This window comes from Xanthomonas sp. WHRI 10204 (assembly GCF_040202875.1).
Taxonomy (GTDB): Bacteria; Pseudomonadota; Gammaproteobacteria; order Xanthomonadales; family Xanthomonadaceae; genus Xanthomonas.
Window position 1 is genome coordinate 1,879,260 of record NZ_JBEGDW010000001.1, and the last position, 19,414, is coordinate 1,898,673.

The window sequence follows — 19,414 nt, forward strand, 5'->3', positions numbered from 1 at the left end:
GGTGGACTGGGTTGCAATGTGGCTGCTGGTGGGTGCGGTGGGCGGTTTGGGGTGGCTGTCCTTGGGGCAATCGACCACAGACGCGTCTTTGCAGGACCCGGTTGCCGCTGTTACCGAGCCGCGGCAGCCGGAGGACGCGCAGTTTGCAGAGCAACCACCCGGATGTGCCATCCGCTTGGCCATGGGCATGGCCAGCGGCCAGCCACTCAGGTTTCCAGCGACAGGATCCCGCGGCGCAAGGCAACGGTGACCGCATGAGTGCGATCGCGCACGCCGAGCTTGGCCAGGATGTTCTTCATGTGTGCCTTGACCGTCTCTTCGGAAATGCTCAAGGCGTTGCCGATCTGTTTGTTGGAACATCCGGTCGCGACCAGACTCAGCACTTCGGTCTCGCGGGCGGAGAGGGCATCGTCGAGCACGTGGGCGGCGATGTTTTCGGCCACCGACGCCGGAACATGCCGGCGCTGGCCTCGCCGCACGTCGCGGATGGTGTCGACCAGCTCGCGGCGCAGTGCGCTCTTGAGCAGGTAGCCGCAGGCGCCGGCCTGCAATGCGCGCACCGCACGCACATCGCCGGTATAGGTGGTCAGCACGATGACCTTGGCGGCGGGGTCGACGCGGCGGATACGCTGGATGGCTTCGACGCCATCCACGCGCGGCATCTGCAGATCCATCAGCACCACGTCCGGACGCAGGCTGGCGTAGCAGGCCACTGCCTGCTCGCCGTCTTCGGCTTCGCCGACCACGCGCATGTCGTGTTCGGCGGTCAGCATGGCGCTGAGACCGTCGCGCAGCAGCGGATGATCGTCTACCACCAGTACGTCGGTCGGTTTGATCATCTCAGCCATTGGAGCTCTCCGTGGATTGTGCAGGTCGAAATGGCCACCACCAGCGCGGTGGCGTTGCATAGGCGGTACGGGCGGGAAGCATGATCTGGATTTCGGTGCCGCTGCCCGGACGCGACCACAACTGCATCTTGGCGCCGATGCGTTGCGCGCGTTCCTGCATGCCGGTCAGCCCCCAGTGCCCGGTGCGCGTTTGGCCATGCAGCACGTCCGGGTCCAGGCCGCAGCCATCGTCGCGGATGCGCAGCACGAAGTCACGTGAACCGTAACGCAGTTCCAGCGTGATCTGCGCGGCGTCGGCGTGGCGATCGGCATTGGCCAATGCTTCGCGGCCAAGCTGGAACAGTTCGTCGGCCACCATCGGGCGCAGCGCCACCGGGCGACCCTCCACCGAGACCTGCAGCTCGGCCGCAGGCGGGGGCATGGTGGCATCGCGCGAGCGCTGCAATGCGGCGGCCAGATCCTGGCGCAGCGAATAACTGTCGCGCAGCCCGTTGACGCGGTCGCGGCCTTCGATAAGTGCGTTCTCGGCCAGATCGACTGCCTGCTCCAGTTCCAGCCGGCGCGGGTCGTTGCCGGGCAACGAGCGACTGGCGGCATGCAGCCGCAGGATCAGCCCCTGGGTGCCTTGTAACAAGGTGTCGTGCAACTCGCGGGCGATGCGTTCGCGTTCGCGGTAACGCTCTTCCAGCCGCGCGCGCAGGCGTCCGGCAACGTGCCGGGTGCGCATGCGCCAGCTGATCGCAAGCGTCAGCAGCAAGGCCAGCGCGACGCACACCTTGAACTGCCAGGTCTGCACGAAGGCCGCCTCGATCACGAAGTCCAGCGTGTCTCCGCGCTCGTTCCACACGCCATCGTTGTTGGCGGCGGCAATGCGGAAGCGGTAACGGCCGGGCGTGAGGTTTGTATAGAACGCCTCGTTACGATTGCCGGCGTCCTGCCACTGCGCGTCCACGCCTTCCAGCCGGTAGCGAAAGCGCACGCGCTCGGGGCGGGTGAGGCTGACTGCGTCGTAGCCGATGCGCAGGCGGTGGGTCCATTGGGGCAGCCGCAGTCCATCCGTGCGCGGATAGGGGCGGTCGTTGGCAACCACTTCGGTGATGAAGACCTCCGGCGCGGTGGGGTTGCGGTAGGTCTGTTCGGGGTCCAGCCAGGCCAGGCCCTGATTGGTGGTGAACCACAGCAGGCCGTCGTCGGCAGCGATGGCCGTGGGGACCGGCGTGGCCTGCTGGGCGACACCGGGTAGCCCGTCCATGATGTCGTACAGGCGCAGGACCGGGCTGACCACGCCCGATTGCACGCTGCTCAGCAGCGCGCGTTGACTGATCTGCACAACGCCGCGGTTGCCGTTCAACCACAAGGTGCCGTGGCGGTCCTGCACGATGCCGGTGATGCCTTGCAGGAGCGGATTGGTCTGATCGGGCACCTGCCGGAAACGGCCATCGGCGCCCAGCGCTGCCAGCCCGGTTTCGCCGGCGACCAGGGTGAGCGAGGGGCGTTGCCAGATGGCGGTGATCGGCCCCACCGACAGGCCATCTTCGGCGCTGTAGTGCGTCAACTGCCTGCTCCGCAGCAAGCGCACATCGCCCTTGATGGTGCCCACCCAGATGCCGCCATCCTGCGTGTTGGCGAGCACCGTGCACGGGGTGTCCTGCAGATTGGCCAGTGGCTGCCAGGCGCTGCCATCGAATGCGTAGGGGCCGCTCGCATCGGGGCAGACCCAGGGATGGTTGCGGCTGTCGACGACGAAGGCGCGGATGGCGCCGGTCGTCAGGCCGAGCGGCAGCGTTACGGGCTGCGCGCGGCCGGCCTGCAGACGCAGCAGGGCGTGCTCGCCAAGCACCCAGCCGTTGGTGGTCGCTGGCACATCCAGGATGTGGGTGGACGCACCATGCTGCAGGCCTGCGACGCGATCGCGGCTCAACGCCAGCAGCCGGCCATCGCGCAGGCTGGCCAGGAGCGGGCGTGCAGACGTGTCGGGTGAGGGATTGAAGGTCGCCACGGCCATTGCCTGGCCCGGCAGCAACGGCGCCAGCGGCAGCAACGCGCGATGCCGGAAGCGGTTGAGGCCAAGATTGGTGCCGGCCCACAAATTGCCTTCGCGGTCTTCGAGCAACGGGCCGGCGGTGGCCGAGGTCAGCCCCTGCACCGGTCCGAAGCGCTCCAGCACCGGCGTGGGCGAAGTGGGCAAGGCAATCCGGAACAGACCATGCGCCGCGTAGTCGCTGCCCCACAGCGCGCCATCGCGCATGAAGCGGATGCGCCGCGCGAATAACCCGGGAAATTGCGGCCGGGCACGCGCCGCTGCGGGCAACACATTGCCCTGCGCATCGGTCAACGCAAACACACCGCGGTACGGGTCTGCGACCCAGATCGCACCGTCCGGGCTCTCGGCCATGGTGACGTAGACACCCACCTGCTGACCGCTGGGTTCGAACCGCTTGCCGCCAGACCGCAACGACAGAATCTGCGTACCGTCGCTGACCCATAGCGTGCCGCGCACATCGCGCAGCAACCAATGCGCGCGTTCGGCGGTGTACCCCCAGTCGGCACCGGCACGCTGCCAACGCTGGCCATCGAACCAGCACAAACCGCCATCGATGGCCGCCCACCAGCGTCCACTGCCATCGTGCTCGATGCGGAACACCATGCCGTCGGGCACGTCCTTGCCCGGGCGGAAGTGCGTGAGGTGACCGTCCGCGAGACGATCGATGCCGGCGTTGAAGTAGCCGATCCAGGCAGTGTCGTCCGGCGCCAGCGCCAGCGCGGTCATGTTGTGCGACGCGTAGGCCTCGCCATCCGGCGGTGCCTGCCGCGCGAAGTGGTCGCCATCGAACTGAAACAGACCGAAGCCGGTCGCCAACCACAACGGCCCGGCGTCGGCTTGCTGGATATCCCAGATGTCGGCCGGTGCGCCGCGTTCGGTGCTCCAGGCGGTGTGGTGGAATTGCAGCAGCCCCGCACGGGTGGCGGCGATGCCTTCGGCGCGCACGGGCGGGCATGCCCACCAGCAACTGCACATCACAACGATCACCGCCGCGCACAGGCGAAACAGCAGGGGGGATCGGATGACGGGCTCATGCGGCATCGCAGCATTGTCGGGCGAGATCGGGGGAAGCACCACCACCTCTTTCGGGGGGGGGGACGTGGGAAAGCAAATCGGGTAAGGCTGGAGTACGCAAGGACTGGCGCATCGCGTCGGGCGCGTGCCGTCGCGACGCAGTGTGCGCTGCGTGGCGTCCCTAATGTTGGTGGCAGCATTCGATCGGCGCAGGAACGTTGCTTGTGTAGGGCGTGGTGTTGCGCGGTGGGGTTCGCTTGGCCCGCTGCGGTGTCGATGCCGACCTGGACACTGCAACGCACACAGCAGAAGGGATGCGCGCTATCGCTTGCTGTGTTGGCGTGCACGCGTGGTGCATGTCGCATCGATGCAGGCGTGAGGTCCGGTGCCAGGTTGTCGCAGCGGCATGTGACTCACCCTAAAGAGTGAGCGATCCGCCTCACCATCAGGGGTGGGGCGATACGGATGTTCGCCGCACCATGGCGACATTCCCCGCCGGAGACGCCACATGGCAAGTCTGATTGCCGCTGGTCGCCCCGATCTGCAGGCAGGCAATGTGCGAGTACTGCATGCCCCACGCGCACGTGCTGTTGCAAGAGCGCTGCAGTACATCGACACACATCTGTATGAGCCCATCGGCGTGACGCAACTGGCCGGCGCCGCCTGCATGAGCCGTTTCCATTTCGCACGCGTGTTTCGCGACGCGATTGGCGCCAGCCCGATGGAGTATCTGCGGCGGCGTCGGCTCGAACGCGCACAGGCGATGCTGCGCGAAGGCCGCCACACCATCAGCCAGATCGCCACTGATCTGTGCTTCTTCGATCAAAGCCATTTCGTGCGCAGCTTCCGCAACGCCACAGGGTGCACGCCGGCACGCTTTGCCGCCCAAGTGGCGAACGTTACCTGCACCGCGACACCCGCACCGCGTGCACATCGGCACAACGCTCATTCCTCTTCAACACCCATGGAGCATCACGCATGACCACTGCCACTGCCGTCCCCGGTAAATCCCTGTTGTCGCCCGCCGATCACGCGCTGATCCTGATCGACCATCAATCGCAGATGGCGTTCGCCACGCACACCATCGACATCTCGGCGCTGCGCAACAACGTGTCGTTGATTGCCAAGGGTGCCAAAGGCTTCAAGGTGCCGGTGATTCTGACCACCGTTGCAGAAAAGTCGTTCTCCGGTCCGCTGTTTCCCGAGTTGCCGGAGATCTTTGCCGGCGAGCCGGTGTTCGACCGCACCAGCATGAATGCCTGGGAAGACCAGGGCGTGATCGATCGCATCAACGCCATCGGCAAGCAGCGTCTGGTGATTGCCGGGCTGTGGACCAGCGTGTGCATCGTCGGCCCGACGCTGTCGGCGATCGAGCAGGGGTTTGAGGTGTACGTCATCACCGACGCCTGCGGCGATGTCAGCGACGAAGCGCACGAGCGTGCAGTGACACGCATGGTGCAGGCCGGCGCCGCGCCCATCACCAGCGTGCAGTACCTGCTGGAATTGCAGCGCGATTGGGCGCGTAGCGACACCTACGACCTCACCACCGGCATCGCACGTGCGCATGCAGGCGGCTACGGCATCGGCATTCAATACGCCAAGACCATGTTCGGCGCGCAGGAAGGCGGGCATTGAACGCATCGGCACCACGCGGCAATGCCGGCCTTGCGTCGGCGTTGTTGATGCTGCGCATTGTCGGCGGCGGCTTCCTGTTGCCGCATGGCCTGGGCAAGTTGCTGGGATGGTTCGGTGGTCCGGGGCTGCCCGGTTTTGCCGCTGAATTGCAGCAATTCGGCTTTCCGTCTGCAGCGCCGTTGCCGTTGCTGCTGGCCTTGGTGCAGACGCTTTCCGGATTGGCGGTGTTGCTGGGTCTATGGACGCGTGCCAGTGCCGCGCTGGCAGCGGTGTTCATCGCTACCACCGTGGTGGTGGCCGTGCCCAAGGGCTGGTTCTGGATGCACGGTGGCATGGAGTACCCGCTGATGTGGTTGCTGGTGTTACTGGCCCTGGTCGCTGCCGGCGGTGGCGCGTGGTCGCTGGATGGGCTGCGCAAGCGTGGTGCCGCATGAGCAGCGCACCCAATGATCACGATGCCGGGCGGCGCCTGTGGATGCAGGGCGCTGCGGCCGGTCTTGCGTTGGGCGCCTTGCCCGGCGCTTCGTCTGCTTCAAGGAAATCTCCGATGGTCGATCTTGTCGTTCGCAATGCGCGCATTACCACGCTGGATCCTCGTCAGCCCAGCGCCACTGCCATTGCAATGGCCGATGGGCGCATCGTGGCGGTGGGCGACGACGCGCAGATCATGGCGCTGGCAAACGGCGCCCGCAGCATCGACGCACAAGGCCGACGCCTGCTGCCCGGACTCAATGACAGCCACACCCATCTGATCCGCGGCGGACTCAACTACAACCTGGAACTGCGCTGGGATGGCGTCCGTTCGCTTGCCGATGCCATGGCGATGTTGAAGGCGCAGGTCGACCGCACGCCAGCGCCGCAATGGGTGCGGGTGGTCGGTGGCTTCACCGCGCATCAGTTCGTCGAAAAGCGCCTGCCGACCCTGGACGAAATCAACGCCATCGCACCGGATACGCCGGTGTTTTTGCTGCATCTCTACGACCGTGCCTTGCTCAACCGCGCGGCCTTGCGCGCCTGCGGCTACGACAAGGCTACTCCCGATCCGCCAGGCGGGCGCATCGAGCGCGACAAGTTGGGCAATCCCACCGGCTTGCTGCTGGCCAAACCCAATGCCCTGATTCTCTACGCCAGCCTGGCCAAGGGCCCGCGCCTGCCGCTGGAGTACCAGGCCAATTCCACGCGTCATTTCATGCGCGAACTCAACCGGCTGGGCATCACTTCGGTGATCGATGCCGGCGGTGGTTTCCAGAATTATCCGGAGGACTACCAGGTCATCGAGCAGCTACATGCGGCCGACCAATTGAGCGTGCGCATTGCCTATAACCTGTTCACCCAGAACAAGGGCAAGGAAGTCGACGACTTCCGCGGCTGGACCGAGATGCTGCCGGTACGCAAGGGCGACGATCTGCTGCGGCACAACGGCGCCGGCGAAATGCTGGTGTTTTCCGCAGCGGATTTCGAGCAGTTCAGCGAGCCGCGCCCGGAGCTGCCGCCGGAGCTGGAGCCCGAGCTGGAGCAGGTGGTGCGGCTGCTGGTCGAAAAACGCTGGCCGTTCCGTATCCATGCCACCTATGACGAAAGCATCGAACGCATTCTCGATGTCTACGAAAAGGTCAACGCCGACATTCCATTCGATGGCCTGCATTGGTTCATCGATCACGCCGAGACCATCACGCCGCGCAATATCGATCGCATTCGTGCATTGAACGGCGGCATCGCCGTGCAACATCGCATGGCGTATCAGGGCGAAGCGTTTGTCGAACGCTACGGCGTGCAGGCTGCGCGGCACACACCGCCGGTACGTCGCATGCTGGCCGCCGGCGTGCCGGTGGGCGCCGGCACCGATGCGACGCGTGTGGCCAGTTACAACCCGTGGGTGGCGTTGTCGTGGTTGGTCACCGGACGCACGGTGGGCGGCCTGGCCCTGTACGGCGAAGAGAACCTGCTCGACCGTGAGCAGGCGTTGCGGCTGTGGACGCAGGGCAGCGCATGGTTCTCTGGCGACGAGAGCAACAAGGGCACGCTGGCGGCGGGGCAGCTGGCCGATTTCATCGTGCTGTCGGATGACTACTTCCGTGTGGATGATGCCGCCATTGCCGACATCACCAGCGTGCTGACTGTGTTGGGTGGGCGCGTGGTGCATGGCGATGGCGACTTTGCCGCGCTGGCGCCGACCTTGCCGCCGGCCATGCCGGACTGGTCGCCGGTCAATCGGTTCGGTGGCTATCACGTGGGCGGTGCGGTCAGCGGCCTTGCCAGTGCCGCGCATGTGCACACGCACGGCCACGGGTGTCGCGCGCACGGGCCGCATGGACATGCAGCGCAGCATGCTGCGCCCAGCGATGATCTGCGCGGCTTCTGGGGCGCATTGGGTTGCGCGTGTTTCGCGTTCTGAAATCGGCACTGTCTCGATGCGCCTGCCGGCGCCTCTCATACCGTCACCTTGTTTGTTTCACCCCGTCAACTGGAGCCTTGCCGCGATGACTTCTTCTGCCGCACCCGCCGATGGCGGTGCCTGGGCGCCGCTGCGCGAGCCGATCTTTCGTGCGTTATGGCTGGCCATTTTAGGCAGCAACATCGGCACCTGGATCAACGATGTCGCCGCGTCCTGGGTGATGGCCGAACAGACCGGCTCGCCGTTGATGGTGGCGGCCGTGCAATCGGCCACCACCTTGCCGGTGGTGTTGTTCGCGCTGGTGGCCGGCACGCTGGCCGACATCGTCGACCGCCGTCGCTACCTGATGCTCACCCAGGGCTGGATGTTGCTGGTGGCCGGCGTCTTGGCTTTGCTGTCGCATCTGCAGTTGCTTACCCCGTGGGTGTTGGTGGCATTGACCTTTGCGATGGGCATGGGCGCAGCGATGGCAATGCCCGCGCAGGCGGCGATCGTGTCGGAGCTGGTGCCGCGGCCGATGCTGGCCTCTGCGGTGGCGCTCAATTCGATCGGCATGAACATCGCCCGCTCGATTGGCCCGGCGGTGGGCGGCCTGATCGTGGCGCAATTCGGTCCGCCTTGGGCATTTCTGCTCAATGGCGTGACCTTCGGATTGATGCTGGTGGTGTTGTGGCGTTGGCGCCGCGACGCGCATGCCTCTGCATTGCCACCGGAGAGCTTCGGCGCGGGCTTGCGTGCCGGTCTGCGCTATGCCGCGCGCGCCGGGCGCCTGCAGGCGGTACTGATCAAGGCCGCTGGGTTCTTCCTGTTCGCCAGTGCGTTGACCGCATTGCTGCCTTTGGTGGTGCGTCGCGACATGCAGTTGGGTGCCGGCAGTTATGGCGTGTTGTTGGGCTGTATCGGCATCGGTGCGATCAGTGGCGCCTTGCTGCTGCCACGCCTGCGTGCGCGTTACGACCGTGACCTGCTGGTGTTTGTGGCCACCCTGGTGTGTGCAGCATCGTTGCTGGGGCTGGCGTTGTCGCGTCAGATCGGTGTGCTGTGCGTGGTGATGGTGGTCAACGGCCTGGCGTGGATCACGGTGCTGTCGTCCTTGCAGATCGCCGCGCAAACGGCGGTGCCTGCCTGGGTGCGCGCACGTGCATTGTCGCTGTACATCGTGGTGTTTTCTGCGGGTATGGCGTCGGGTTCGCTGGTCTGGGGCGCGCTGGCACAGCGCACCTCGATCGCGACCGCCCTGCAGATCGCTGCCGCTGGTGCGGTGATCGCGGCGTTGCTGGTCAAGCGTGCGCGCATTGCCGGCACCGAGCAGCTGGACCTTGCCCCCGGCGGGCATTGGCCTGCACCGGCGCAATCGGATGCGGTCGAACACGATCGCGGCCCGGTGCTGGTGACGGTCGAGTACCGCATCGCCGCCGACGCACGCGTCACCTTTTTGCAGTTGATGACGCAGCTGGGCAACGCACGGCGTCGTGATGGCGCGGTGGTCTGGGGCATTGCCGAAGACGCCGCCACGCCCGGCGTGCAACTGGAATATTTCATCGTCGCTTCGTGGCTGGAACATCTGCGCCAGCACGAGCGCGTCACCGGCGACGACCGCCAGTTGCAGGAGCAGATCCGCGCACTGCATCAAGGCGAACGCGCACCCGTGGTCCGTCACTTCGTCGGCGGCGGCGGTGTTGCGTTACCGCCGCATGCGCATTCGGATATCTGAGCACTTCCACGCGACACGCATAATCGGCCTGGCACTGACACGGCCAGTGATTTGGGCTGCGAGCGGCGGGAATTCCGTCGCCCGCAGCCATCGCGTTTGTGGGCACCTTGCTGGTGCTGGCAATGAACTGGGATTACGCATTGCTGGAGCATTTTCTGGCCAAGCGGACTACGTGCAATCTCATTCCGTGCAGCGGCCCCATTTGCAGCAAGGTCGGGTAGGGCAGAGCGATGCAAAAGTCTTGCACTGGTCGGCGTATCGCTTGCGCTGCTGATCAGCATTGGATGCCGATTGCTTGACCTATAGTTGCCGGCACTGCCACGCCGGACCGGCGCGTTGCTGGTGGTTGCGATGATTGGCGGTTTCATTCTGTCCAGCTGGGTGTTGCGCCAAATCGTGACTTGCGCGTCCACGCATAAGCGTGGTCGGTTGACCTTTGTTGCGCTCACGGTGGGAAGGTGACGCGTTGCCACCTCGCTTGCTGGCTCGGCATCTTTTCGAGCGCAGCACAGGTCCTCGGCTCGCCTGTGATCCATCCACCATGCGCGGTGTTGCCATGCACTCCCTAAAGAATAGCAACAGGCCTATCGACACAAACGCGGCTGCCCTCATCACCACGCATCCATGCGTACCAAAACAAAAGGCCGACTCTCCCGAGCCGGCCTTTGTCTTAAGCATTGAAGCAAGAATCAGCTCTTGGCGAAGGCCAGCAGATCCTTGTTGAACTGATCGGCGTGGGTGATGGTCAACCCGTGCGGTGCGCCGGCGTAGATCTTCAGTTCGGCGTTCTTGATGATCTTGGCCGACAACTTGCCTGACGCATCGATCGGCACGATCTGGTCGTCGTCGCCATGCACCACCAGCGCCGGCACATCGATCTTCTTCAGGTCGGCGGTGTAATCGACCTCGGAAAATTCCTTGATGCAGTCGTACTGACCCTTGTGTCCGCCCAGCATGCCCTGCAGCCAGAACGAATCGCGCATGCCTTGGGTGACCTTGTTGCCATCACGGTTGGCACCGAAGAACGGCGTGGTCAGGTCCTGATAGAACTGCGAGCGGTCCTTGGCAACGCCGTCGCGGATACCGTCGAACACGCTCATCGGAAGGCCACCGGGATTGGTCGGACTCTTGACCATCTGCGGCGGCACCGCGCCGACCAACACCACCTTGGCCACGCGCTTGCTGCCATGGCGGCCAACGTAGTGCGCCACTTCGCCACCGCCGGTGGAATGGCCGACCAGGATCGCGTCCTTCAGGTCCAGCGCGTCGATCACGGCGGCCAGATCGTCGGCGTAGGTGTCCATATCGTTACCGTCCCAGGTCTGCGACGAGCGGCCATGGCTGCGGCGGTCGTGCGCGATCACGCGATACCCGTGCTGACCCATGAACAGCATCTGCGGGTCCCAGGCATCGGCGCTGAGCGGCCAGCCATGTGCAAAGACGACCGGCTGGCCCTTGCCCCAATCCTTGTAGAAAATGTTGGCGCCGTCGGGGCGTTTGACGAAATTGGACATCGAGTTGACTCCGTGAGTGGACGAGTGGGGCGGGGTGGCAGCGGGGGCGCGTGCGGGAGCTGCGGCGGTGGCGAACGCGGGCAACGACAACGCTGCCACGGCGACTGTGCCGGTGATGAGAAAGCTGCGGCGTCCGGCGTCGGCCGGATGCGCCTCGAACGGATCCATGGAACCTCCTGTGGGCGAGGGGCATGCAGCCCGGCGGTCGCTCGATGCGGTGCGCATCATGCTGGCGCGTGGCCGCGCCGCGCAGCGCGAGGCAGGCCACGGGCGTGCCGGTGCATGCGAGCAGTAGACCGCCTGCGTCGCAGTGCAGATTGCATCTGCGTGCGCTCTATAAAAGTTATCGGCAACGCTGCGGATCAGATTGTTTGTTGTAGCCGATCCAACGTTGTGGATCGGCCCGCACTACAAGCGCAATCTTGGCGAATCGCGGCGCTGCGCGACGCGTCCGCGTGCATCGATATCGGGCTCTGCAACGCACGATGACACCCCAGCGCATCGACGCCCGGCTCTGCAACGTGCGACAGGCCTGCATCCCATCCAGCGGGCGTGTTGCGCCCGAAGCTCAATGCAGCGCGGTGTCCCACAGCAGCTTGCCGTTCAATACAACGATCACCGCCGCAATCACCCAGGCTGTACGCACCAACCAGGCCGGCGCCACCAGCGCGCCCATCAATGTTCGGTCCGAGACAAAGCGCACCAACGGGATCACCGCAAACGGCAATTGCATCGACAGCACCACCTGGCTCAGCACCAACAGCCGCGCGGTGCCGGCCTCGCCATATAACCAGGTCACCACGACGACGGGCACGATGGCGATGCCGCGGGTGAGCAAGCGGCGCAGCCACGGCGGCAAGCGCAATTGCAGGAAGCCTTCCATCACGATCTGCCCGGCCAACGTCGCGGTGACCGTCGAGTTGACGCCCGAAGCAAGCAGGGCGGCCGCAAACAAGGTCGAGGCCAACCCCACGCCGAGCATCGGCGCGAGCAAGGCATGCGCCTGTTCGATTTCCTGTACATCGGTGCGGCCCTGCGCATGAAACACCGCAGCAGCCAGGATCAGGATCGAGGCGTTGATAAACAACGCGAACATCAGCGCCACCGTGCTGTCGGTGACGGCCCAGCGCAGTGCCGAGCGGCGTCCCGCGTCATCGCGCGGGTAGGCGCGCGTCTGCACGATCGACGAATGCAGATACAGGTTATGCGGCATCACCGTGGCGCCGATGATGCCGATGGCCAGATACAGCGCCTGCGGGTCGGTGACCACTTGCGCACGCGGAATGAAGCCGCCCAGCACTGCGGCGATCGGCGGTGCCGCCAAGGCGATCTGGATACCGAAGCAGACGAAGATGATTAGCAGCAACGCCATCACAAATGCTTCCAGCGCCCGGAAGCCGCGATTCATCAGCAACAGCACCAGCACCACATCGATCGCGGTGATGATCGCGCCCACGGTGAGCGGAATGCCGAACAACAACTTCAATGCGATCGCGGTGCCGATCACTTCGGCAAGATCGCAGGCGATGATCGCCAGCTCGCACAGTCCCCACAGCGCCAGGTTCACGCCACGTGGGTAGCGCGCACGGCAGGCCTGCGCCAGATCCAGCCCGGTGGCGATACCCAGCCGCGCCGACAGACTCTGCAACACGATCGCCATGACGTTGGACAGCAGGATCACCGACAGCAGCAGATAGCCGAACTGCGAGCCGCCGGCCAGATCGGTGGCCCAGTTGCCCGGATCCATGTAGCCCACCGACACCATGTAGCCCGGGCCCAAAAAGGCCAGCAGCCGGAACCACCAATGGCCGTTCTTGGGCACAGCAACGCTGGCGTGATGATCGCCAAGCCCACCGTTGGTAGAGGCGGGCGAACGTGCGGAGGCAACGGTGTCGACGGACATGCAGGGCGGCGGGTTGGGGGCGTCGGATGGATGATATAGCAAGTGCTATGCTATTGAGCATTGGCAAACTCAATCGTATTGATCGGCTGCGTGCTTCACACTACGCACCCCGGCACCTATGCCGGATGCGACGACGAGGATGCGGGTGGGCAAGAGCGAAAAGCTGGAGGCGGCCACGCCGTCCCTGATCGATGCGCAGGTGCATATGGAGAGCTTCCGCCAGGTGCGCGAAGCGCGCCGCGCCGAGCTGGTTGAGGACTATGTGGAGCTGATCTCCGATCTACTGGTCGATGGCGGCGAGGCGCGGCAGGTCGATATCGCAGCGCGCCTGGGCGTGGCTCAGCCCACCGTGGCCAAGATGCTCAAGCGCCTGGTCCGCGACGGCTGGGTCGTGCAGCGCCCGTACCGCGGTGTGTTCCTGACCCCGGCCGGGGAGGCGTTGGCGGCTTCCAGCCGGCAGCGGCATCAGATCGTCGAGCGCTTCCTGCTCGCACTCGGCATCGACGAAGCCACCGCGCGTCGCGATGCGGAAGGCATCGAACACCATGTCAGCGAGGCGACCGTTGCCGCATTCGCCGCGTTTCTCGACCGCCAGGGCGGCAAGGCGAAGTGAGTGTGCCGGCCGCGATGTCGATCGATTCACCGCAGGCGGTCATCGATACGCAGTGGATGCAGCATGCGTTGCGTCTGGCCGAGCGTGCCGAGCGCGACTATGACGAAATCCCGGTTGGTGCGGTGTTGATCGATGCCGATGGCAACGTATTGGGCGAGGGCTGGAACTACAACATCGCCAGTCACGATCCCAGCGCACATGCCGAGATCATGGCCATGCGCGAAGGCGGATGCCGTCTGGCCAATCACCGCCTGATCGGTTGCACCCTGTACGTCACCCTGGAGCCGTGCGCGATGTGTGCCATGGCCATGATCCACGCGCGCATCGCGCGCGTGGTGTTCGCCGCCAGCGACCCCAAGACCGGCGCCTGCGGCAGTGTCTTCGACCTGTTGGCCGACCCGCGTCATAACCATCGCGTGCAGGTGTCAGGCGGCGTGTTGGCGGCAGAGTCAAGCCTGCGGCTGACCAATTATTTTCGCGCCAAGCGTGGCAAGCCGCCGCTCGTACCCTGAGCGGCATGGCCGCGGTATGATGCGCGCCCTTTCAGTACCCCGGCCGGCAACGGCCTCCACAGGACGGTGATATGGCAGACAACGTTGCGGGCAACGACCGACTGATCTGGATCGATCTGGAAATGACCGGCCTGGATACCGATCGCGATTCGATCATCGAGATCGCCACCATCGTGACCGATGCGCAGTTGAACGTGCTGGCCGAAGGACCGGAACTGGCCATCGCCCATCCGCTGGCAACGCTGGAAGCGATGGATGAGTGGAACCGCAACCAGCACCGTCGTTCGGGCCTGTGGCAGCGTGTGCTCGACAGCCAGGTCACCCACGCACAGGCCGAAGCGCAGACGGTAGCCTTTTTGGGCGAATGGATCCGCGCCGGCGCCTCGCCGATGTGCGGCAACTCGATCTGCCAGGATCGCCGCTTCCTGCACCGCCAGATGTCGCGCCTGGAACGTTATTTCCACTACCGCAACCTCGACGTGTCCACCATCAAGGAACTGGCGCGCCGCTGGGCACCGACGGTGGCCAACGGATTTGCCAAGAACTCGGCACACACCGCGCTTAGCGATGTGCGCGATTCCATCGACGAACTGCGCCACTATCGGCAGTTCATGGGTGCGCTCGGCGGTGATACCGAGGCTGGCACGCAGGGCTGATCTGGCCGATGGGCGGCATGCGTTTTGGCAGGCTGCGCGTCGAGCGCGCCAACGCCAGGGCAACCGGTCGCAATCGCAGTAAAATCGCAGCAGCCAGTGACAAACATAAAAGGCCGCATCTTTCGATGCGGCCTTTTGCTTTTTACAGATGACGCAGACGTTCAGCGCGCCAACGGCGGGCCCTTGGTCAGGTCGCCATCGTCGGCGATGCCCTTGTGCAACAGATCCGAGATCGGCTTGCCATCGGCATCGTGGTGATACACATGCAGGTCGCGCTGCGGGTACGGAATGTTGAGCCCGTTTTCCAGCAGCTGGTTGCGGATCTGCTCCAGCGTGCTGCTCTTGGCCGCACCAAAATTGCCATTGGTGGCGTAAGCAAACAGCATCAGATCGACCGTGCTCTCGCCCAGGTTGGTCACCTGCACGAACGGTGCGGGTGAATCCAGGACGTTCGGATTGTCCTTGGCGATCTGCAGCAACAACTGCTGCGCTTTTTTCAGATCATCTTGATAACCCACGCCCACTGTCACTTCCAGGCGGCGGTTGGGCAGGGTGCTGTAGTTGATGATGGGCGCCGTGGTGATGGTGCTGTTGGGCAGGGTGATCATGCGCTCGTCGAAGGTCCGCAGACGGGTCTGGAAGATCCGGATCTCATCGACAATGCCTTCCTGGCCCGCGATCGCCACATGGTCGCCATCGCGCATCGGCCGCAGCACGATCAGCATGACGCCGGCGGCGATGTTGGACAGCGAGTCCTTCAACGCCAGACCGACTGCCAGGCCCGCCGCACCGAGCACCGCAATCAACGAGGTCGGCGGTACGCCGATCTGGCTCAACGCGCTGACGAACACCAACACCAGCAGCAATGCATACATCACATTGCGCAGGAAGTTGGTCAACGTGATTTCGATACGTGCACGGGTCAATGCACGATGCAGCCACTGGCTGAGCTGCTTGGCCAACCACATGCCGACCACCACGATCAGCAGCGCCACCCCCCAGTTCAACGCGTATTGCGCCCACGGGATCTTTGCCCAGTTGAACGCCGGCTCTGCAGTTGCCGTCGCCGCCGGTTTGGCAGCAGCTGCTCCCGCAGCTGCCGCCATCACTGCACCCAACAGTCCCATCAGCTCTCGCTCTTGAGCTTGGCCAGACGCAGCCAGGTATCGACCACGGTGTCAGGATTCAACGACACCGACTCGATGCCTTCCTGCATCAACCACTCGGACAGTTCCGGGTGATCCGACGGCCCCTGGCCGCAGATGCCCACGTACTTGCCCTTGGCGCGCGCCGACTTGATCGCCATCGACAGCAGCTTCTTGACCGCCGGGTTCCGCTCATCGAACAGATGCGCCACGATCGACGAATCGCGGTCCAGGCCCAAGGTCAGCTGGGTCAGGTCGTTGGAGCCGATCGAGAAGCCGTCGAAGATCTCCAGGAATTCATCGGCCAGCAGCGCGTTGGACGGCAGCTCGCACATCATGATGATCTTCAGCCCGTTCTCGCCCTGCTTGAGTCCGTTCTGCTCCAGCACTTCGATCACCTTGCGGCCTTCTTCCAGCGTCCGCACGAACGGGATCATCACCCAGAGATTGTCCAGGCCCATCTCGTTGCGCACCTTCAACACCGCCTTGCACTCCAGCGAGAACGCCTTGGTAAAGGACGGGTCGACATACCGGCTGGCGCCGCGGAAGCCGATCATCGGGTTCTCTTCGTGCGGCTCGTAACGCGAGCCGCCGATCAGGTTGGCGTACTCGTTGGACTTGAAGTCCGACAACCGCACGATCACCGTGTGCGGCGCCACCGAGGCGGTCAGCGTGGCAATGCCTTCGGCCAGACGGTTGATGTAGAAGCTCACCGGATCGCCGTAGCCAGCAATCTTGGCGTCGATCTTCTTGCGGACGTCGGCGTCCTGCTTGTCGTATTCCAGCAGCGCGTTCGGATGGATGCCGATGTGCGCGGCGATGATCATCTCCAGGCGCGCCAGGCCGATGCCGGCATTGGGCAGCTGGCCGAAGTCGAAGGCGCGCTCCGGGTTTGCCACGTTCATCATGATCTTGAGCGGGGCCGGCGGCATGTTGCCCAGGTCGGTGGTGGTGCGCTCGAACGGCAGCAGGCCGTCGTAGATGAAGCCGGTATCGCCTTCGGCGCAGCTGACCGTCACTTCCTGACCGTCGCTGATCATATCGGTGGCGTTGCCCGAGCCGACCACGGCCGGCACCCCGAGTTCGCGCGCGATGATCGCCGCATGGCAGGTACGTCCGCCACGGTTGGTGACGATCGCCGATGCACGCTTCATCACCGGCTCCCAATCGGGGTCGGTCATGTCAGCGATCAACACGTCGCCCGCCTGCACGCGGTTCATGTCTTCCAGCGAGCGCACCACGCGCGCGACGCCGCTACCGATCTTGGCGCCGACCGCGCGACCTTCGACCAGAATCTTGGCGCCCTTGGCGTCCAGCGAGAACCGCTCGATCTGGGTGGCGTGGCTGCGCGACTTCACCGTTTCCGGGCGCGCCTGCACGATGAACAGCTTGCCGCTCACGCCGTCCTTGGCCCACTCGATGTCCATCGGGCGGCCGTAATGCTTTTCGATCACCAGCGCCTGCTTGGAAAGCTCCTGCACATCTTCGTCGCTGATCGAGAAGGTGTTGCGCAGTTCCACCGGGGTGTCTTCGGTACGCACGCGCTCGCCGGGCACATCCGAATACACCATGCGGATCGCCTTGCTGCCGAGCGAGCGACGCAGGATCGCCGGCTTGCCTGCCGTGAGCGTGGGCTTGTAGACGTAGAACTCGTCGGGATTGACCGCGCCCTGCACGACCATTTCGCCCAGGCCGAAGCTGGACGTGACGAACACCACATCGCGGAAGCCGGACTCGGTGTCCAGCGTGAACAACACGCCGGCCGCGCCGACGCCCGAGCGCACCATCAGCTGCACGCCGGCCGACAGGAACACGTCTTCGTGCTTGAAGCCATGGTGCACGCGGTACGCAATCGCGCGGTCGTTGTAGAGGCTGGCGAACACTTCCTTGACCTTGTGCACGACATCGTCGGCGCCGGTCACGTTGAGGAAGGTTTCCTGCTGGCCTGCGAAGGAGGCGTCCGGGAGATCTTCCGCCGTTGCAGAAGAGCGCACTGCTACGGCGACTTCGCCGCCGCCGTTTTCTGCGCACAGCTGTTCGTAGGCGGTGCGGATGTCGCGGTCCAGTTCCGGCTGCAGCGGCGCATCGATCACCCAGCCGCGAATTTCCTTGCCGGCCACAGTGAGCGCGGTAACGTCTTCGACGTCCAGCGTTGCAAGCTTGTCGAAAATCCGCTTGGACAAATCGTTATGCGCGATGAAGTCCTTGAACGCTTCTGAAGTGGTCGCATATCCACCCGGAACCGAAACGCCCAACCCGGCCAAGTTGCCGATCATCTCGCCGAGCGAGGAATTTTTACCGCCTACGCGGGCCAGATCGGCCAGGCGTAGCTCATGCAACCACAGGATGTTCTCGTTCAAGCGCGATGCTCCGTAAGGCCATCGCCCGAGCGGGCTGAATGGCCGCGACCGTAGGAAGAAGCCGCTATGATGCAGTGCACAGCGGAACCTGCACAAGCATGAACCCGTAAGTTTTGGACACTAGTTCAAAGAGGTGGTCTTGATGTCAACAATCCGGCCGGTGTTTTACGTCTCCGATGGAACCGGTATCACCGCTGAAACGATTGGGCATAGCCTGCTCACCCAGTTCAGCGGGTTCAACTTCGTCACCGACCGCATGTCGTTCATTGATGATGCAGAAAAAGCGCGCGATGCCGCGATGCGGGTGCGCGCTGCCGGCGAGCGTTACCAGGTGCGCCCGGTGGTGGTCAATTCATGCGTCGATCCACAGCTGAGCATGATCCTGGCCGAAAGCGGTGCCTTGATGCTGGATGTGTTCGCGCCCTTCATCGAACCGCTGGAGCGCGAGCTCAACGCGCCGCGCCACTCGCGCGTGGGCCGCGCGCACGGCATGGTCGATTTCGACACCTATCACCGCCGCATCAATGCGATGAACTTCGCGCTGAGTCACGACGACGGCATTGCGCTCAACTATGACGAGGCCGACGTGATCCTGGTGGCGGTGTCGCGCGCGGGCAAGACGCCCACCTGCATCTACCTGGCCTTGCATTACGGCATCCGCGCCGCCAACTATCCGTTGACCGAAGAAGATCTGGAAAGCGAACGACTGCCGCCGCGGTTGCGTAATTACCGCAACAAGTTGTTCGGCCTGACCATCGACCCGGAACGGTTGCAGCAGATTCGTCAGGAGCGTCGCGCCAACTCGCGCTACAGCGCGGCAGAAACCTGCCGACGCGAAGTCGCAACCGCCGAGCGCATGTTCCAGTTGGAGCGCATTCCCACGCTGAGCACCACCAACACCTCGATCGAAGAAATCTCCAGCAAGGTGTTGTCGACCCTGGGACTGCAGCGCGAGATGTTTTGAGGCCGGGATTGGTAGGGCGGGATGCGGGATCGGGCAATCAAGCGGTGCGTCCACAGTCCGGGGGCTGCCGCGACGCGGCTGACGGCGTGCTGGCAGC

Annotated in this window: 16 protein-coding genes and 1 pseudogene; 11 read left to right on the forward strand and 6 right to left on the reverse strand. The window is 64.4% G+C overall.

Annotated features, from left to right (window positions below):
• Positions 1-206: 206 nt before the first annotated feature.
• Complete coding sequence (locus ABQZ00_RS08210; protein WP_323537135.1) at positions 207-848, reverse strand: response regulator; 642 nt, start codon at positions 846-848, stop codon at positions 207-209.
• Entirely contained in the window at positions 841-3,933 is a 3,093-nt protein-coding gene (locus tag ABQZ00_RS08215; protein ID WP_323537431.1) for a sensor histidine kinase, read from the reverse strand. Before ABQZ00_RS08215 ends, ABQZ00_RS08210 begins: the two co-directional genes overlap by 8 nt.
• A 481-nt stretch (positions 3,934-4,414) precedes the next feature.
• Here ABQZ00_RS08215 and ABQZ00_RS08220 point away from each other — a divergent pair, with 481 nt between their 5' ends.
• The 6 genes and pseudogenes from ABQZ00_RS08220 to ABQZ00_RS08250 all read left to right on the forward strand — a co-directional run.
• Positions 4,415-4,888 carry a helix-turn-helix transcriptional regulator gene (locus ABQZ00_RS08220; RefSeq protein WP_503064252.1) on the forward strand — a complete coding sequence of 158 codons (474 nt, stop codon included), beginning with the start codon at positions 4,415-4,417 and terminating at the stop codon, positions 4,886-4,888.
• Complete coding sequence (locus tag ABQZ00_RS08225; protein ID WP_115513111.1) at positions 4,885-5,541, forward strand: hydrolase; 657 nt, start codon at positions 4,885-4,887, stop codon at positions 5,539-5,541. Before ABQZ00_RS08220 ends, ABQZ00_RS08225 begins: the two co-directional genes overlap by 4 nt.
• Complete coding sequence (locus ABQZ00_RS08230) at positions 5,538-5,975, forward strand: DoxX family protein (protein ID WP_323537134.1); 438 nt, start codon at positions 5,538-5,540, stop codon at positions 5,973-5,975. Before ABQZ00_RS08225 ends, ABQZ00_RS08230 begins: the two co-directional genes overlap by 4 nt.
• A 113-nt stretch (positions 5,976-6,088) precedes the next feature.
• Positions 6,089-7,936: an amidohydrolase gene (locus ABQZ00_RS08235; protein ID WP_193552620.1), complete on the forward strand. Its 1,848-nt coding sequence runs from the start codon at positions 6,089-6,091 to the stop codon at positions 7,934-7,936.
• 85 nt (positions 7,937-8,021) lie between these two features.
• A complete protein-coding gene (locus ABQZ00_RS08240) occupies positions 8,022-9,650 on the forward strand; it encodes an MFS transporter (protein WP_115527872.1) in 1,629 nt (542 codons plus the stop codon).
• Between the two features lie 246 nt (positions 9,651-9,896).
• Positions 9,897-10,040: pseudogene (locus tag ABQZ00_RS08250) on the forward strand (xapx domain-containing protein); the annotation flags it as partial.
• Between the two features lie 299 nt (positions 10,041-10,339).
• Here ABQZ00_RS08250 and ABQZ00_RS08255 read toward each other — a convergent pair.
• A complete protein-coding gene (locus tag ABQZ00_RS08255; RefSeq protein ID WP_055854567.1) occupies positions 10,340-11,164 on the reverse strand; it encodes an alpha/beta fold hydrolase in 825 nt (274 codons plus the stop codon).
• 166 nt (positions 11,165-11,330) lie between these two features.
• Here ABQZ00_RS08255 and ABQZ00_RS08260 point away from each other — a divergent pair, with 166 nt between their 5' ends.
• Complete coding sequence (locus tag ABQZ00_RS08260) at positions 11,331-11,459, forward strand: hypothetical protein (protein WP_323537133.1); 129 nt, start codon at positions 11,331-11,333, stop codon at positions 11,457-11,459.
• 273 nt (positions 11,460-11,732) lie between these two features.
• Here the strand turns inward: ABQZ00_RS08260 and ABQZ00_RS08265 are convergent, their stop codons facing one another.
• Positions 11,733-13,067, reverse strand: coding sequence for an Nramp family divalent metal transporter (locus ABQZ00_RS08265; RefSeq protein WP_323537132.1), 1,335 nt, complete (start codon positions 13,065-13,067; stop codon positions 11,733-11,735).
• 145 nt (positions 13,068-13,212) lie between these two features.
• On the opposite strand from ABQZ00_RS08265, the gene mntR reads away from it, so the two are divergent.
• The 3 genes from mntR to orn all read left to right on the forward strand — a co-directional run bounded on the left by mntR (position 13,213) and on the right by orn (position 14,848).
• Positions 13,213-13,680 (forward strand): manganese-binding transcriptional regulator MntR, encoded by a 468-nt coding sequence (mntR, locus tag ABQZ00_RS08270; protein ID WP_055854570.1) that lies wholly within the window; start codon positions 13,213-13,215, stop codon positions 13,678-13,680.
• A gap of 14 nt (positions 13,681-13,694) precedes the next feature.
• Positions 13,695-14,192 carry a tRNA adenosine(34) deaminase TadA gene (tadA, locus tag ABQZ00_RS08275; RefSeq protein WP_323537131.1) on the forward strand — a complete coding sequence of 166 codons (498 nt, stop codon included), beginning with the start codon at positions 13,695-13,697 and terminating at the stop codon, positions 14,190-14,192.
• 71 nt (positions 14,193-14,263) lie between these two features.
• Positions 14,264-14,848 (forward strand): oligoribonuclease, encoded by a 585-nt coding sequence (orn, locus tag ABQZ00_RS08280; protein WP_055854059.1) that lies wholly within the window; start codon positions 14,264-14,266, stop codon positions 14,846-14,848.
• 161 nt (positions 14,849-15,009) lie between these two features.
• Here orn and ABQZ00_RS08285 read toward each other — a convergent pair whose 3' ends face one another.
• Both ABQZ00_RS08285 and ppsA read right to left on the reverse strand, forming a co-directional pair.
• A complete protein-coding gene (locus tag ABQZ00_RS08285; protein WP_115562171.1) occupies positions 15,010-15,975 on the reverse strand; it encodes a mechanosensitive ion channel family protein in 966 nt (321 codons plus the stop codon).
• Positions 15,975-18,353, reverse strand: a complete 2,379-nt coding sequence (ppsA, locus tag ABQZ00_RS08290; protein ID WP_323537130.1) for a phosphoenolpyruvate synthase — start codon at positions 18,351-18,353, stop codon at positions 15,975-15,977. Before ppsA ends, ABQZ00_RS08285 begins: the two co-directional genes overlap by 1 nt.
• Positions 18,354-18,495: 142 nt before the next feature.
• Between ppsA and ppsR the strand changes: the two genes are divergently transcribed.
• On the forward strand, positions 18,496-19,317 hold the full coding sequence (ppsR, locus tag ABQZ00_RS08295; protein ID WP_323537129.1) for a posphoenolpyruvate synthetase regulatory kinase/phosphorylase PpsR: 822 nt from the start codon (positions 18,496-18,498) through the stop codon (positions 19,315-19,317).
• The last annotated feature ends 97 nt before the right edge of the window (positions 19,318-19,414 follow it).